Origin of the sequence: Dehalobacter sp. TBBPA1, assembly GCF_040931655.1 — a bacterium.
GTDB lineage: Bacteria > Bacillota > Desulfitobacteriia > Desulfitobacteriales > Syntrophobotulaceae > Dehalobacter > Dehalobacter restrictus.
The window spans coordinates 2,778,603-2,795,827 of sequence record NZ_CP162385.1 but is presented as its reverse complement, the minus strand read 5'-3'; the positions used below and the strand labels follow the sequence as shown (position 1 = coordinate 2,795,827).

Below are 17,225 nucleotides of genomic sequence, written 5' to 3'. Positions count from 1 at the left end.
ATGCGTTATCCCGCAATATCCGTGTCTTCTGAGAACTGGCTGTTATATAATTCGGCGTAGAATCCGCCTTTAGCCAGCAGTTCTTTGTGATTGCCTGTTTCAATGATACTGCCGTTATTCATGACTAGAATAAGTTCAGCATCGCGTATGGTGGAAAGCCTGTGCGCAATTACAAAATTCGTTCGGCCTTTCATCAGGTTCTTCATTGCTTTCTGGATCAATACTTCAGTCCGGGTGTCCACGCTGCTGGTTGCTTCATCGAGAATCAATATTGCCGGATCGGCCAAAATAGCCCGGGCGATAGTGAGCAGCTGCTTCTGTCCCTGCGAGATATTGGTCGCTTCCTCATTCAGAATCGTATCATAGCCATCAGGAAGTGTCCGGATAAAATGGTCGGCATGGGCTGCTTTGGCCGCGCGGACGATTTGCTCCATCGTCGCGCCTTCTTTGGAGTAGGTGATATTATCTTTAATGCTGCCGTTAAACAGCCAAGTATCCTGAAGGACCATCCCAAAGAGTTTACGCAGCTCGCTGCGCGGCATATCCTTGATGTCCACACCGTCAATACTGATTTTGCCTGAGCTGATCTCGTAAAACCGCATCAGGAGGTTGACCAGAGTAGTTTTACCTGCACCGGTCGGTCCGACGATAGCGATGGTATCTCCCTGCCTCACTTCAAGGTTCATATCTTCAATTAGCGGGACATCTTCTGTATAGCGGAAGCTGACATGGTCGATGCGGATATTTCCTTTGGGCATATCCAGAATCACAGCTTCAGGACTGTCAGGAATTTCTTCCTGTTCGTCTAGAACTTCAAAGACGCGTTCAGCGCAGGCAATAGTAGACTGGATAACGTTGGCGATATTGGCAGTTTGGATGATCGGCATAGTAAATGAACGTGAATATTGGATAAAGGCCAGGATATCACCTAATCCTAACAGATTGCGCGTGATCCAGATGCCCCCGACAATGCTGATGCCGACATAACTGAGATTACTAATAAAGTTCATCAGCGGGAACATAATCCCGGAAACGAACTGGGCTTTCCAACCTGCGCCATAAAGCCGGTTATTGATGGATTCAAATTTTTCGATGGCATCCTTTTCATGGCCAAAAGCCTTAACGATCTTATGCCCGGTGTACATCTCTTCGACATGGCTGCTGAGGTCCCCCAGCTCTTTTTGCTGGACGGCAAAGTATTTTTGGGATTTCTTGGCGATCATTGTGGTGGACAGCATATACAGCGGCAATGAGGCGATAATAATCAGGGTGAGAACCGGACTGATTGTGAGCATCATGATAATATAACCTATGATTGTTATCACGGAGGTAATGATTTGGGTTAAGCTTTGCTGTAGGGTAGTGGCAATGGTGTCGATATCGTTGGTCACGCGGCTTAAGATATCACCATAAGGGTGCATATCGTAATATTTTAAGGGCAATTTGGCCAGCTTGTTATCTACTACCCGGCGTAGATCCCGGACTGTACGCTGGGAAACGCCTGACATCACAAGACCCATGATCAGGCTGAACAAGGCGCTGATGAGATACATGCCAATCAGGATCAAGGCGATCATGCCGATATAATGGAAATCGTATTCACCGTTCGTTTCTCTGATCGCTGTAATGGCGCCATTGATTTGATCATCGGTAAACTCGACATTTTGCTGGGTATTCGGCATATCCAAGCCTGTCGCGCTGGTTGCGGACATCTTTTCCCCTAAATCAATAATCTTTTGGCAAACAACCGCTTTTTCTTCGGCATTCGTCACCGAACTCAGCATCGGTAATTGCAGGAAGGTTTTGATTGTACTCATACTTTCCGCATCGATCTTTTTCACCGTTCCGTTCTGAGTGTTGTTGTCGGTGCTGTTCCCCCCCATATTTGGCAGTGCATTGAGGAGATCCAACATTTTAATGACGGTATTGGCTTTTTCCTGCGGATCTTGGAGCGTATTAATTGCAGGCAGCGCGATCAGTGCTTTGACTGTATTCAAAGATTCAGGGTTAGTTGGTTTACTGGTTCCGGCGTCCGCCATCTGCTGGCTGATCTGGTCGACGGCCTTCAGCTGGGCATCGGCCATCTGGGTATAAATGCTGTCAACGCCCTTTTCCTGCGCCTCAGACATTTTTTGCAGCATCATTCTCGCCATATAAGCATCCTGCAGTTTGTTGATTGCTTTACTGCTTACCTTAGGAGCTGCAATTGTAAAAGATGTACTGGCGATTGCAAAGATCAATACAACAATTAAATGGACTTTATGCGGTTTTAAATACCGAAGGAGCCTTGCCAGACTTCCGCGGAAATTCTTAGCTTTTTCTACGGGAGCACCAAAGTGGCTGCCCGGTCCCCCCGGTCCCCCCGGTCCCCCCGGCCCTCTTTGGCCCTGCCGATTGCGCATCGTGTTTTGGTTTTTATTTTCGCCGCTCATGCGATTTCCTCCTCTGACAGCTGGGATGAGACAATTTCACGATAGACTTCGCAGCTATTCAACAGTTCCTTATGCGTCCCAATGCCTGCGATTTGACCATTGTCCAGGACAATGATTCGATCCGCGTCCATGACGGTGCCTACTCTTTGGGCGATAATAAGGATGGTTGCCTCGGCAATCTCCTGTTTCAGCGCTGCTCGCAGACGCGCATCCGTTTTAAAATCCAGGGCAGAAAAACTATCGTCAAAAATATAGATTTCCGGCTTGCGGACCAAGGCCCGCGCAATAGCCAACCGCTGTTTCTGACCACCGGAAACATTGGTGCCGCCTTGGGCGATGACATGGTCATACCCACCGTCCATTTTGGTGATAAATTCAGCGGCTTGGGCAACTTCTGCAGCATGCTGAATTTCTTCTTCAGTGGCCTGTTTGCCGCCAAACTGGATATTCTCGGCAATCGTTCCCGAAAAGAGGACCGCTTTTTGCGGCACAAAACCAATTTTCTGACGAAGGTTTTCCTGGGATATATCCCGGACATCCACACCGTCGATCAGGACGGAGCCGCTGTCGACATCATAAAACCTTGGTATTAGGTTGATAAGCGTTGATTTCCCTGAACCGGTGCTGCCAATGATCGCTGTGAATTCACCAGGCCGTGCGGCGAAAGATATATCTCGGATAGCGGGTTCTTCTGCGCCGTGGTAACTAAAGGTGACATCTTTGAATTCCACATAGCCTTTACCGGTGAAAGTATCCTTCAGGTCCTTGGCATCTTCAATTTCAGGTACGGTTTCCAGGACTTCATTGATTCTGACAGCTGCAGCCTGAGACCGGGGAACCATAATGAACATCATGGCTAGCATCAACATGGACATCATGATCTGCATCGCATACTGCGTAAATGCGGAAAGGGCTCCCAGGTCCATATCGCCGATACTGATGCGGATGCCTCCAAACCAAAGAATTGCCAGTGAAGTTAAGTTCATAATCAGCATAATCGTCGGCATCATAAATGCCATGATTTTATTTACTTTAATGTAGTTGTCTGTGAGATCGACGTTGGCGGCATCAAAACGCTTTTTTCATGTTCAATCGTATTAAAGGCGCGGATGACCCGGACGCCGGTAAGTTTTTCCCTGAGTACCAGGTTGATCCTGTCAATTTTTCCCTGGACCAATCGAAACAGCGGTATCATTTTGGAAGCAATCATCACAATGACAATTGCTAGAACCGGTATGGCGACAGCAAATACCCAAGTAAGGGCCTTATCTTCCCGGTAAGCCAGGATGATTCCGCCGATTGCCATGATCGGGGCGCTGATCATCATGCGCATAATCATGATGGTAACCGTCTGGACCTGGTTGATGTCATTTGTCGTCCGGGTAATGAGCGTCGCGGTGCCGATTTTATCAAATTCATGTAAAGAAAAACTTTCGATTCTCCCAAAAAGTTTGCTCCGCAAAACAGTTCCTAACCCTACGGCAGCCTTGGCGGATAAAAAACTGGCCAGGATGGAAAATACAGCGGCTGCTCCGGCGACCAGAAGCATGACTCCTCCTATATGCAAAATCTTCTGCGTATCACCATTCATGACGCCGTCATTGATGATATCTGACATCAGCGTAGGCAGATACAGATCACCGAGCGTTTGGAGAAAAATGAGGATGAATACGCCGTAAACCAGATGTCTAAAAGGTTTTAAATAACGGTATAATTTCAGCATAACCAAAAATCCTTTCTCACTTATAATGTTTAGAGTGTCTTTTGTTTAAGAAGATCAGGTACATCATTGACCCAGGATCTTCTTTAAAGCAGTCAAACCCTCTAATATTTTTCTCATATCTTCAGGGGTAGCTCTGCTCAGTATTTTCTGCAAGTCTTTTTCGGCTTGGTGATGAAATTCCCGGTGAAAGTCAACATACTTTGGACTCACTTTAACATAGACAATGCGTCTGTCCTGTTCGCTTCTGGTCCGAATGACCAAATCATGCTTTTCCAGACGGTCAATAATACCTGAGATCGTGCTGTTGGAAAGATGCAGTTCGCTGCTTATTTCGGATATCTTCATTTCACCGCGTTTTATCAGGGTGCTCATCACCATGCTTTGCGGCATCGTTAAACCGTTGCATTCAAAACTTTTACGCATTGTCTTCTTCAGAGATCTGCCAATTTCGGAAAAAAGTTGTACAATTTCCACTTCGCTGGGGTTATTTTGCATAGAAACAGGCCTCCTTAAACCCGTATAAAAATACTGATATTTCTCATGCAAATGTTTCGCATGAAAATTATTATATTGATCCGGGAAAACGTTGTCAACTATATTTCGAAGACTATTTTGTCTTATTTTGATGTCCATGGTTGAACGAATGCCGAACGAAGATCATTCATGAGCGAAGTGCCTTGTTTATACCATAACCATAATACTGTGTATGCAAAACTCTAATCAAGTTTTAATCCTGAATTAAGCGCAGTCTCATCTGACGTTATTACAATAGAGCTATAGTTTAGAAATGGAGATGAAAATTATGAGTATCAGCATGGAACAAATTGATGAGATGAGAAAAAGGACCAACTGCAGTTATCAGGAAGCCAAAGAACTATTAGAAAAGTATGACGGGGATTTGATTGATGCGATCATTGCCTTTGAAAAAATGCATGGGAATAAATCAAATTCAAGTTCCAATCAGAAAACCTGTCCAAAAGAACAGAGCTTTGGCAAAAAAGTGAAGGCATTGATTCAAAAAGGCTGCGTCACAAGATTTATAATTGAAAAGGATCAGAACATTATCCTAAATATACCGATCATTATTCTGATTGTGGCGGTGTTGATCACAATGCCGATCATAGGGCTGTATGTTGCAGCTTTTATCCTGCTGTACGTAATGGGCTACCGGATTAGGATCAGAAAGGAAAAGGGGCAGGACGTTAATATCAACGAGTTTGTCGACGGTATTGGCAGCAAAGTGAGAACCGCGGCTGATAAAATGAGGGAAAAGCCGGCTACAGAACAAGAAAACAGTCCGCAGGCCGAAGCCGGCCCCAAGAATGAAGATAAAAAAGAAGACGGCTACAATGAGATCACGATTGGTTAGTACCGATAAATGGACTGGGTGCCAGTGATGAGATAGGAGCTGATGAGAAATGAACCTGTGTTGTTTACAGGTTCATTTCCGATTATAATGGAGTCGTCGTAATACTTTGATTGAGGGCGGAGGAAAGGATGAAAACCAGAATTCTGGTCATTGAAGATGAAGTAAAAATAGCCAGGTTCCTGGAACTAGAGCTTGCCCATGAAGGTTATGAGGTAGAACTTGCTCACGACGGAAGGGAAGGCTATGAAAAAGCAGTCTCGGGAAAGGCAGATTTGATCATTCTGGACCTTATGCTTCCCGGCCTCAGTGGTATTGAAATTTGCCGGAGAGTAAGGCGTGAATCGGACATCCCGATCATCATGCTGACTGCCAAAGATGATGTTTCCGATAAAGTAATGGGGCTTGACAGCGGGGCCGATGACTATATGACCAAGTCATTTGCAATTGAAGAGTTGCTTGCCAGGATCAGAGTGATCCTGAAGCGTAGAGGGAAAAAGGAAGATCAAAATAATGTGATCGCAGCCGGGCCGTTGATTTTGTATAAGGATGAATATCGGGTTACCTATCAGGGGATAGACATATCCCTCTCCAAGAAAGAATTTGAACTTCTGAAATATTTGATGGAGAATAAAGGCATTGTATTGTCGCGCGAAAAAATCCTCGACCATGTCTGGGGATATGACTACTATGGAGACACCAATGTCACCGATGTCTATATTAAGTATCTGCGCAATAAAATTGACCAAAGATATGATGTGGTACTTATTCATACCGTAAGAGGGGTCGGGTATCTTTTAAAATATGATGACCAAAAATAAAACGGATAAGGACATGTTCAAAAACATCTTAAAGGTGATCTTTTTCCCGGTTTATCTTTTTATGCTTCTTTATGCGTTTATCCAGAAAAGGATCGCTTATTCAATTCGCTTAAAGCTTTCCTTGGGGTATACAGGCATACTTTTGCGGACAGTGTTGGGAGCGGGCCTTATCGTCATTTTGGTCTATGGTGGATTTAGAATCCAGGAAACGGTTAAGCAGGATTATTTGGAAATCCAGAAGATTCTCAGCACGGAAAGCAGGATTTATTTCGAACTGGAAACCTACTCTCGGGAGCATCAGACCCCGCTTCGTATCTTTGAACGGGGCCAGCAGACGCTCATGGCTACGGACCAGAATTTGAGGGAATATGGTTCTGAGTACTGGCTCGGATTGGCCAAGGATCAAGGAAACATCTACATATCCGTTAACAGGGATTTTGAAACAGCCGGAACTTCAGGCAGAATGATTATCTTTTCCAACATTCAGGATGAAATTACAGATATCCTGTTCATCGCCAGGATTATGCTCTTTGTCTTTTTACCGGCCTTGTTCCTGGCTCTGATTGCGATTGCCTTATCAGGGAGAGGAATTTTCGAACCGATACGCGAAATGACCCAGACGGTAAAGGGAATTTCAGAACAGAATCTGAATTTAAGGCTGAATGTAGGCGGGTCAAAAAATGAACTGAAGGAACTGGCGCTTACCTTTAATGAAATGATGAACAGAATAGAGGACCAATATAATAGGCAGAAACAGTTTGTATCCGATGCTTCGCATGAGCTAAGGACACCGATTGCCGTGATACAGGGCTATGCAGTTATGCTGGATCGCTGGGGAAAAAACGATCAGGAAGTTCTTCAGGAATCAATAACGGCTATCAAAAATGAAGCCGGGAATATGCAGGAGCTGATTGACAAACTGCTGTTTCTTGCCAGGCATGACAACAGTACGCTCGCCTATCAAAAGGAAGAATTCAGCCTCACGGAAATGCTCCTGGAAGTCATCAAAGAGACCCAGATCATCGATTCCGGGCATCAAATCAATAATGAGCTCAATCAGGAAATCTCTATGTTTGGGGATCGAAACCTAATGAAACAGGCCTGTCGGATCTTTATGGACAATGCGATGAAATATACACCGGCTGGCGGACAGATTACGGTCCGTCTTAGCAAAGAAGGGGAGTCCATTGCGATAAGTATTAAGGATACCGGCGCAGGTATGACAAATGAAGAGTTGAAGCACATCTTTGACCGTTTCTACCGCTCCGACCAGTCCAGAACGAAGGACCGGGGCGGTTATGGCTTGGGACTCGCGATTGCCAAGATCATTATCCTGGGCCACAATGGTAGAATCACAGTCCGAAGCAAAGTCGGAGAAGGTTCTGAATTTATTATTCTGCTCTCCTAGCACAACAATACGTGATTTACAATAGTACGAACCCGGGAGATAGGGGGAGACATATGTCTTTCCTTTTTTGCTATGCATAAAGTAATTAATAGAAATATTGGAAAATTAAGGTTGCAATTTGCCTGGCTTCTGAATAAGATATCTCGAAATCAGTTCTTATGAAGTTAAGATATGAGGAGGGGGAAAAAATATGTACAGTTCTTATGGTTATGGCCGCGGCTGCGGAATGGGTGCCGGTGTTGGCATAATCGCTATTGCAGTACTGATCCTGATTGCTCTGGGCGTTATCTTCTAAATCAATTTTTGGCATGCAGCATTTATCAGGTATAGTATTCTTTGACCGGGAGGTGAAAAACATGGCAGTTGGAGCAGGTACTTTCGGCGGAACATTTGGCGGCGGCGGTTGCCTCTGCGGCATCGCGATCGTAGTGGTTATCATTCTCCTCTTAATTGCAATGGGGATCGTTTTCTAAATGATCTGAATAACATTTTTCTTATTCAATCTAAGATGGTTGGGCAATCAACGATTCTTCGATAGACAGAAAGACAGCATGAGCCATAAGCGCCACGTTGTCTTTCTGACCTTCTGCAGCAAATTCAAGGAAAATGTAAAAAATGCCTTATATTGTCGAAAAAAATTGCTTATCACATTTTCAAATGTTAGAATATGACTCAGGGTGTCCTATTTTTTTGATTTACAGGTTTTTAGAAAGTTTACTACCTAATTATATGACTTAAAAATTACACCTAATATGGATTTTGTTAAAGGAATTTCCGGAAAAATAAAGAATTAATGTTCCATGATTAACCTATTTGGTTGTAATTTAGCATGTATCTGCGAAAATGAGATTAATGCCTATACGCAATTGATCTCGGGAAAAAGAAAAAGCAGTTTGGCCAGGTTGAAGTACATAGATGATGTAAAAAGATCTTTACTGGGAGAACTGCTCATTCGCAAAATCGTCAGGGAAAATTATTTTCGAGGAAATGCTGAAATTTCTTTTGGTGTAAACGATTATGGCAAGCCTTATGTCAAAGACCTGGATGCATTTCATTTCAGTGTTGCCCATTCCGGAGAATGGGTTGTTTGTGCGATAAGCAGTCAAGAAGTAGGTGTTGATCTCGAACGAATCAGACCGGTTGACCCAGAGATCGCCAGGCAGCATTTTACCGAACAAGAGAACATTTTCTTAACGGGGCTTAGCCTGGACAGGAAAAAAGAATACTTTTTTAAACTTTGGACGCTTAAAGAAAGCTATTTTAAAGCAAAGGGTACAGGCCTTGCGGGTAATCTTAAAGAAGCTGATTTTTCCAGCATGGCCGGAGCCAGTTTTTCTTATCCGAATGAAGGGCTGTACTTTCATATTTATCCATTTGATCCGGGTTACGCTGTGGCAGCATGCGGCTGCGAAAAAGAATTCAGTCCCAAGATTCATGTAGTAAACATCCAATATTCAGACTTTTGAGCTTCTCTGAATACATGTACCTGGGTTGATCAAGTCGACAGGGTATGGGAAAATTTGCAGATCTATGGAGGGCCGCTGTTTTATGGTCGAGTATTATCCGTTATCAATCCCGCAAAGAAGTATTTGGTATTTAGAGAAACTTCATCCAGGAACCAGTATCGGCAATATTGCTTCAACCCTGAAAATTAAAGACAGCATAGATCTCAGGCTTCTCGAAAAGTCCATCAACCTTGTGATCGAGAAAAATGAAGCGCTCAGGCTCAGGTTTAAGGAAAAGGACGGACAGGTATTCCAATATGTTGCCGAATTTGCATATACGAAAATAGATTTATTCGATTTCAGCGAAAGCGGCGGCCTCAAACGGCTGTATGCCTGGGATCAGGAGGAAACCAAAAAACCATTTACCATTAACGACAGCCCACTGGTTTATTTTTCTATTATTAAAATCAGCGGAAAAGAGAATGTGATATACTGCAAAATCCACCATCTGATTTCTGATGGGTGGACTGTTGTTTATATAGGCAATAAAATTATGGAGAATTACAATATGCTGGAAGAAGGCGTTTCCTATGAACAGGAAAATGATCCTTCTTATTTAGAATATGTCAATAGTGAGCTTGAATATCTGCATTCTCCCAGGTATATCAAAGATAAGGAATACTGGGAGAATGTCTTTACGGATACACCAGAAATGACCACGCTGAAAAGCAAAGCAGCCAAGATTAGCCATACTGAAGCTGTTAGAAAAACGTTTAAAATTCCAAATAAATTGTCCAGAGAAATTTCTCAATACTGCCTGGAAAATAAAACATCGATTTTTACCCTTTATATTTCCGCGCTCTGTATTTATATCAACAGAATATCCAATAAAGAAGATATTGTTCTTGGGGTGCCAGTACTGAACCGAGCCAATGCTCGGGAAAAGAAAACAGTCGGAATGTTCATCAGCACGATACCGCTTAGGGTTAATATCGATAATGATACGAATTTTCAGGATTTCTGCCATAAGCTGACCAGAAACTGGATGGATATCCTGAGGCATCAAAAATATCCGTATGATGAAATTTTAAAACATGTCAGAAAACACAACAGAAGTATCGAAAAATTATATGAAATTGCCGTATCTTACCAAAATGCCAAATTTATTAAGAATAGTGATATCAATAGCTGTGAGGGCAGATGGCATTTTTGCGGTCACCAGACAGAATCACTTTATATTCATATTAACGAACGCGAAGACGACGGCAATATCATTATTGACTATGACTATCTGACGGATCTTTTCTATAGCAAGGAAATTGAATTTATTCATGACCATGTGCTGAGAATTCTTTGGCATGCGCTGGACAATTCCGTGAAAAAAATCTCCAGACTAGAGATGATTTCAGAAAAGGAAAAGCAGAGAATCCTGTGTGAGTTCAATGACACCGGATTATTCTTTCCTCACAATAAAACGGTTGCCCAGTTATTCGAAGAACAAGCAGAAAAAACGCCTGCCAAGACAGCATTGATTTTTGAGGAGAGCAGTATTTCCTACTATGAGTTGAATCAAAGAGCGAACCGGCTTGCTAAAGTGCTCAGGGACAAAGGTGTTGGGCCTAACAAATTTGTAGGAATCTTTGTTCCACGTTCTCTGGAGATGATGATAGCGATCCTGGCAGTACTGAAAGCAGGCGGTGCTTACCTGCCGATTGATCCGGACTATCCGTCCCAGCGAATCGATTACATGCTCGAGGATAGCCATACTGCTATTCTGTTGACCTGTCAGAAACTCATGAAAGAGATCCATTTCAACGGGGAAATTATCGACGTTTTTAGTAACAATGAACAGCTGACCGGATTAGCTAACCTGCAGAAAGTCAATACACCACAGGATATTGCCTATCTAATTTATACCTCCGGTTCGACTGGAAAGCCCAAGGGTGTCATGGTCCAGCATTCAGCCGTCGTGAATCTGATTTCGGGAATAACGGCAAAGATTGACTTTTCTCCCGAGAAGGTCATGCTGTCAGTCACAACGATTTCGTTTGACATATTTGTTCTTGAATCACTGCTGCCGCTGAGTAAAGGGTTGACTGTAGTCGTCGCAAATGAAAAACAGCAGATCATACCGAAAGAATTGAATGATGTAATACTTAAAAATAACGTCAAGATGTTTCAAGTAACTCCTTCAAGAATCCAGTTACTCTTAAACAGCGAACTAGAGTTAGCTAGTTTAATGAATCTTTCGGAAATTATGATCGGTGGTGAGGTTTTTACTCCTACGCTATTAAATAATCTTAAGAGTGTTTGCAGAGCAAAAATTTATAATATGTACGGACCAACGGAGACAACAGTATGGTCAACAGTTGCTGATCTTACTGCTGAAGGCCGTCCCCATATTGGCAAACCTATTGCCAATACGAAAATTTATATCCTTGACCGGTATTTGAATTTACTGCCTATCGGAATTCCCGGAGACCTATATATTGGTGGGATGGGTGTTTCCAAGGGGTATTTTGAGAAGGAAGGATTAACCGTTGAACGATTTATTGAGAATCCATTTGATGAAGGCGGTACAATATATAAAACGGGCGATCTTGCCAGATGGTATCCGGAAGGGGATATTGAATTTCTGGGAAGAACTGATTATCAAATTAAAATCAGGGGATATAGAATTGAACTTGGAGAGATTGAGGACAGGCTCCTTAAACATCCTCATATCAGAGAGGCAGTTGCGGTTGTCAAAGAGAATTCAAACAATAGCAAAGTAATATGTGCTTATATTGTTGCAGACACCGATATAGGCAGTACCGAGGTAAAAGCCTATTTAGCTCAGTATCTGCCTGACTATATGGTTCCGGGCCATATTATCCCGGTCGATTTCATACCTAAAACTCCGAATAATAAGATAGACAGAAATGCGCTGCCAGAGTATGAAGAAAAAGCAGTCAAACCTGTTCCACCAAGAAATCCAACTGAACGTAAAATCGCTAAAGTATGGTGTTCGTTGTTGAGCAGAAAATCCGTCGGTATTGATGATAATTTCTTTGATTTAGGTGGAGACTCACTGACGATTGTTCAGCTTCAAGTCCTGTTAATGAAAAAAGGAATTGATATCGGAATTCAGGAGCTTTATGAATATCAGACGATCAGACAAATATCTGACGGCATGGAATCAGCTAAAAACACCATAGATAGCATGAAAATCAAGGATGATCCTGTCAAAGATATTGCACTTGATTATGATATTAAGCCCTGCCTAAAGAAGGCACAACATGTCCTGCTTACTGGAGCTACCGGCTTTCTAGGTATACATTTGCTCGAACAGCTTCTTAAGCAAAAAGACTGTAATATCTACTGTCTACTGCGAGGGAAAACGATTTGTGAAGCAGAAGATAAACTGCGCAAACAACTGGATTTCTATTTCAACGGAAAATACAGTCAGGAATTAGATGAACGGATTATCATTATTCCCGGTGACGTCACGCAGGTTCAGCTGGGGCTGGATAGTAATATTTATCAATACCTTCTGGATAAGATCGATCTAGTCATTCATTCAGCCGCAATCGTAAAGCATTACGGTTTATATGAGGACTATCTGGATGTCAACATTAAAGGTACAGAAAGAGTAGCTGACTTTTGTCTGCAGGGGGATATTCGTCTGAACTATGTATCTTCGATCACAGTCTCCGGAAATTATCTTACAAATAATATTCACGAGGAAAAGGTAGATTTTACAGAATCAGACTTGTATATCGGACAGGATTACAGTGGGAATGTTTACGTAAAAAGCAAGTTTGAATCGGAACGCTTCATTTACCAGAACGTCAAAAATGGTTTGAAGGCGGATGTTTATCGCATCGGCGTTTTGACCGGTCGTTACAATGACGGACAGTTTCAGAAAAACATTCAGGAAAATGGTTTCTATGAGAGGATCAAAGCAATTATTGAGCTTGGTTTTGTTCCGGAAATCTGGGCGGATGAACAATTGGAATTTACTCCGGTTGATTGTTGCAGTGAAGCGATAGCCAAGTTAATCAATTTATCTGCCGGAACACGTATTTTCCATTTGTTTAATCATAAAACTGTCAGTCTGGCCAAAGTAGTTGAGATTTTAAACAGTCTTGGTACTGATATTGAAGTTGTTCCGAATGATATCTTTGTCCAAATCGTTGAAAAGAATATGAAAGACCATAACATCAGTCCTGCTGTCAACGAGCTGCTTAAAGGAAGATTTTCTGCTTATTCACAAACGGTCAATGTTAAATCAGAATTGACTCAAAAAGTATTGAATAACGAGAACTTTGCTTGGCCGGAAATCAGCAAGGAATACATTTCCCAAATTCTGCAATACATGTTCAGAATAAATTACTTGAAAGAAAACCAAGGTAAAAGGGATGTCGTATGTTAAATAAACATAGGGAATATTTTAATAAAAGTATTAGTCTTCAGATAACCTTGATTTATAATTTTGTTATTTTATGTACTGTCATTGTTATCTATTTTCTGATACCTTTTATATTTAATTATGCACCTGGTTCAATTAATACAAATTTTGATGTAAAGGTATCCTACATCTCCTATATGGCACAGTTTTCGATAATAACAATCTTAATTCTTGTTCCAAGCTTTATTTTTCTCAAAAAAACATTGTCAGATATTGATGAATGGGCAATTTTGCTTAATGATAATTCTCCTGATTCACAAAATAAATTGCTGAAGATTCGTAAAAAGTGTTTAAATCTGCCCTATATCATCTATATGGGGCAAATTGTGGTTTCTATGCTGGTTATTATCTTAATTTTAGTTTTTACCGGCAGTCATCCTGCCGTTATGATTTATAAGATTCTGATCTTAAGTTTTTCATTTGCTACGCTCGCTGCACTTTTTTCGTTTATATTCTCTAAAAGAATTTTTACAAAAATATTGTTAAACACTTCTCGGTACAACGAACTCCAGGGAATAAAATTAAGTGTCCGCGGAAAAATTCTGCTTCATGTTTTACCAACAATTATCCTGGCTATTTTATTTACTTCTTTGGTAGGGTATTCAAGATTAATAACCGAAAAAGGCGATTTAATCTTTGATGTCTATAAGGATCAGCTTCAGCAGTATGAAGTAAGCAGCATTTATGATGAAGCAAAGGCGAGAGAGGTTTTAAGTCATATCAAGCTGTTAAATGAGAAAACGGATTCCAGATTTTTGATTACACCGAGTGGAAAATATATTTCCTTGGACAACATGGACGCGAATGACTTTTTTATTCAATATGCTATTGATGTGTCAGATAAGTATGGCGGAAGAATATTTGAGGGTTATGGACTCGATTCCCAAGGGGCTTCTATTAAAGTAAATGGTCAAGACGGATCTTATATTTTGGGGATCAAATATGATATATCTTCCAATAATACTGTACTCTATTTTATTGTTAGTTTCATTGCACTGTTTATTTTAAACTTTATCGTCTTAAACTACTTCTCCAGGTCCCTCGGTGAAGACGTTTCAAGGGTGGCCAAAAACCTCTCCGACATTTCGCATGGCGTTAACGTTGACCTCGATCAGAAGCTGGCGATCACCTCCAATGACGAAATTGGAGATCTGATTATTGCCTTCAATAAAATCCAGGAAAAAGAAAAAGCGAATATTGAATCGATGAAAGAAAATCAGGCTATCATTCTGGAACAGGAGAGGCTGGCTTCGCTTGGCCAGCTGATCGGCGGAATCGCCCATAACCTGAAAACACCGATCATGTCGATTGCCGGAGGTATCGAAGCACTCAAGGATTTAACGAATGAATACAAGGAATCTATTGAAGATCAAGCTGTATCACCAGCCGATCATTATGAGATTGCGAAAGAGATGCAGGAATGGCTCGATAAGATGAAGCCATACTGTTCCTATATGACAGACATTATCAGTGCAGTTAAAGGTCAGGCGGTACAGATGAACTACGCAGGCTCAGATAAGTTTACCGTGGAAGATTTGGTCAAAAGAATTGATGTTTTGATGAAGCATGAGCTGAAAAAATACCACTGCAAGCTTAAACCTGATTTTCAAATTGATCTGCAGACAGAAATACGAGGAGAACTGAACAGCCTGGTACAAGTATTTGACAATCTGATTATCAACGCAATGCATGCCTATGAAGGGCAAACCGGAGAAATCGGTTTCAGCATTTACAAAGAAAGACATAACCTCAAATTTGCTTTAAGCGATCATGGTAAGGGTATCCCTGAGGAAGTGCAGAAAAGACTGTTCAAGGAAATGTTTACGACCAAAGGTAAAAATGGAACAGGTCTTGGACTATACATGTCGTATTCTACAATTAAAGGACGATTTTCGGGCAATATGAAGTTTGAATCGCAGGAAGGCGTTGGCACTACATTCTATATCACGATTCCTTATCTATCCGCACACATACAGGAGGCTAACGATGAGACGTTCAACTAATCGCGTTAATCTGGACTACAAAATCTTAATTGTTGATGACGAACCAGGAATCATTGATTCGCTGTCCGTCGTCCTGAAAAGAAGCGGCTACCAATTCGTCGGACTGACCGATCCACTGGAGGCTATCGAAAAAGTCCGTGAAGAGAAGTACGATTTGTTGATTCTTGACTATTTAATGTATCCGATCCATGGAGACAAGGTCGTAGAGAGAATCAGAGAATTCAACAACGAACTGTATATTCTTTTGCTGACAGGACACAAGGATCTTGCTCCGCCGCTGGAAACCATCAAAGCGTTGGAAATCCAAGGTTACTGTGAAAAAGGTGACCGCTTTGACCAGCTGCTCCTGCTCGTTGAATCCGGGATCAAATCGATTTCCCAAATGCGGACGATCAAGAAGTTCCAGGAAGGCCTGAACAAAATTCTGCAGTCTGTTCCAAAAATCTATCAGCTTCAGCCGATAGATAACATTCTGGAGGATATCCTGGCTGAAATCCTGCCTTTGGTCAACAGCAAGAATGCTTTTATTCTGATCGATGATATCACCAGGATCAGTTCCGGCAATAACAGCATCTTTAAAGGGATCGGAAAATATAAGAAAAAAGTGGCCGATTTCATGGAAATGCTTGATCCGGAACTGATGGAGTTTATCGGCAGCGCCAGGATCAATAAAAAGGTCGTTAAGCTTGATAAAAAAGTAATTATTCCTCTGATCAACGAATATCTTCAGGACATTGGCATTATTTTTGTAGAAGGGGACGATCTTGAGGATGGACTGAAACTGCTTGAGCTCTATTCCAACCAGGCCTCCTCATCCATCAATAATGCGTTTCTGCATTCCCTGGTGAATATTAAAAATGATGAGCTGAATAAAACATATGATCAGCTCAGAGAAACCTACATGGATACGATTGAAGCCCTAAGAATGGTCGTCGATGCAAAGGATATTTATACCCGCGGTCATTCCGACAGAGTAGCCTATTTTGCCGTTAAGATCGGTGAGGCTTTCCATTTCTCCAAGGAGGAGCTCGAATTGCTGCGGATCAGCGGTATTTTCCATGATGTGGGGAAAATCGGTACTTCAGATGATATTTTATTTAAGTCCCAGAAGCTGAACGAGAAAGAGTATGAAGAAATTAAAAAACACCCCTTGAAAGGGGCGAGAATCCTGTCGGCTGTATCGATGTTCAAAGAGGTGGTTCCGATTGTCAAATGCCACCATGAACGCATCGACGGCAAAGGATATCCGGAAGGGCTGACAAAAGATGAAATCCCGTTCCTGGCGAGAATTATTTCTGTTGCCGATGCTTTTGATGCGATGATTTCCGACCGCCGCTACCGCTCCAGACTGAAGTTTGAGGAAGCTAGGAATCAGCTCATTCAGGGATCCGGGACCCAATTCGATGTGGAAGTGGTTGAAAAATTCATCCACCAGCTGTCTGATTTCGAACAAATGGCTAAGGAAGTTGCTTCAACATTTGAATAAAATCATTCGAGCATACTCGAAAAAGGTATGGCGTTCACTATTGTTTTACCAATGATATTGATGTTTGAATTCATAAAACCGTAATTGAAAG

Annotated in this window: 9 protein-coding genes and 1 pseudogene; 7 read left to right on the top strand and 3 right to left on the bottom strand. The window is 42.0% G+C overall.

Annotated elements, in window-relative coordinates; genetic code table 11:
- Positions 1–5 precede the first annotated feature (5 nt).
- The 3 genes and pseudogenes from AB3489_RS13690 to AB3489_RS13680 all read right to left on the bottom strand — a co-directional run bounded on the left by AB3489_RS13690 (position 6) and on the right by AB3489_RS13680 (position 4,650).
- Positions 6–2,432 (bottom strand): ABC transporter ATP-binding protein, encoded by a 2,427-nt coding sequence (locus tag AB3489_RS13690; protein WP_368293316.1) that lies wholly within the window; start codon positions 2,430–2,432, stop codon positions 6–8.
- Positions 2,429–4,155: pseudogene (locus AB3489_RS13685) on the bottom strand (ABC transporter ATP-binding protein). Before AB3489_RS13685 ends, AB3489_RS13690 begins: the two are co-directional and overlap by 4 nt.
- 63 nt (positions 4,156–4,218) lie before the next feature.
- Entirely contained in the window at positions 4,219–4,650 is a 432-nt protein-coding gene (locus AB3489_RS13680) for a MarR family winged helix-turn-helix transcriptional regulator (protein WP_025206202.1), read from the bottom strand.
- A 307-nt stretch (positions 4,651–4,957) separates the two neighbouring features.
- On the opposite strand from AB3489_RS13680, the gene AB3489_RS13675 reads away from it, so the two are divergent.
- The 7 genes from AB3489_RS13675 (at position 4,958) to AB3489_RS13645 (ending at position 17,134) form a co-directional block, all read left to right on the top strand.
- The gene (locus tag AB3489_RS13675; RefSeq protein WP_368293315.1) at positions 4,958–5,524 is read left to right on the top strand and encodes a DUF4342 domain-containing protein; all 567 of its coding nucleotides are present in this window, start codon (positions 4,958–4,960) and stop codon (positions 5,522–5,524) included.
- Positions 5,525–5,652: 128 nt separating this feature from the next.
- Entirely contained in the window at positions 5,653–6,342 is a 690-nt protein-coding gene (locus tag AB3489_RS13670) for a response regulator transcription factor (protein WP_025206200.1), read from the top strand.
- 13 nt (positions 6,343–6,355) lie between these two features.
- Complete coding sequence (locus AB3489_RS13665) at positions 6,356–7,750, top strand: ATP-binding protein (RefSeq protein ID WP_368293314.1); 1,395 nt, start codon at positions 6,356–6,358, stop codon at positions 7,748–7,750.
- An 800-nt stretch (positions 7,751–8,550) separates the two neighbouring features.
- Positions 8,551–9,216, top strand: coding sequence for a 4'-phosphopantetheinyl transferase superfamily protein (locus AB3489_RS13660; RefSeq protein WP_368293313.1), 666 nt, complete (start codon positions 8,551–8,553; stop codon positions 9,214–9,216).
- A gap of 82 nt (positions 9,217–9,298) precedes the next feature.
- Positions 9,299–13,609: an amino acid adenylation domain-containing protein gene (locus tag AB3489_RS13655; RefSeq protein WP_368293312.1), complete on the top strand. Its 4,311-nt coding sequence runs from the start codon at positions 9,299–9,301 to the stop codon at positions 13,607–13,609.
- A 266-nt stretch (positions 13,610–13,875) separates the two neighbouring features.
- Complete coding sequence (locus tag AB3489_RS13650; protein WP_368293311.1) at positions 13,876–15,648, top strand: ATP-binding protein; 1,773 nt, start codon at positions 13,876–13,878, stop codon at positions 15,646–15,648.
- Positions 15,632–17,134 carry an HD domain-containing phosphohydrolase gene (locus AB3489_RS13645; RefSeq protein WP_287705072.1) on the top strand — a complete coding sequence of 501 codons (1,503 nt, stop codon included), beginning with the start codon at positions 15,632–15,634 and terminating at the stop codon, positions 17,132–17,134. Before AB3489_RS13650 ends, AB3489_RS13645 begins: the two co-directional genes overlap by 17 nt.
- Positions 17,135–17,225: the final 91 nt, after the last annotated feature.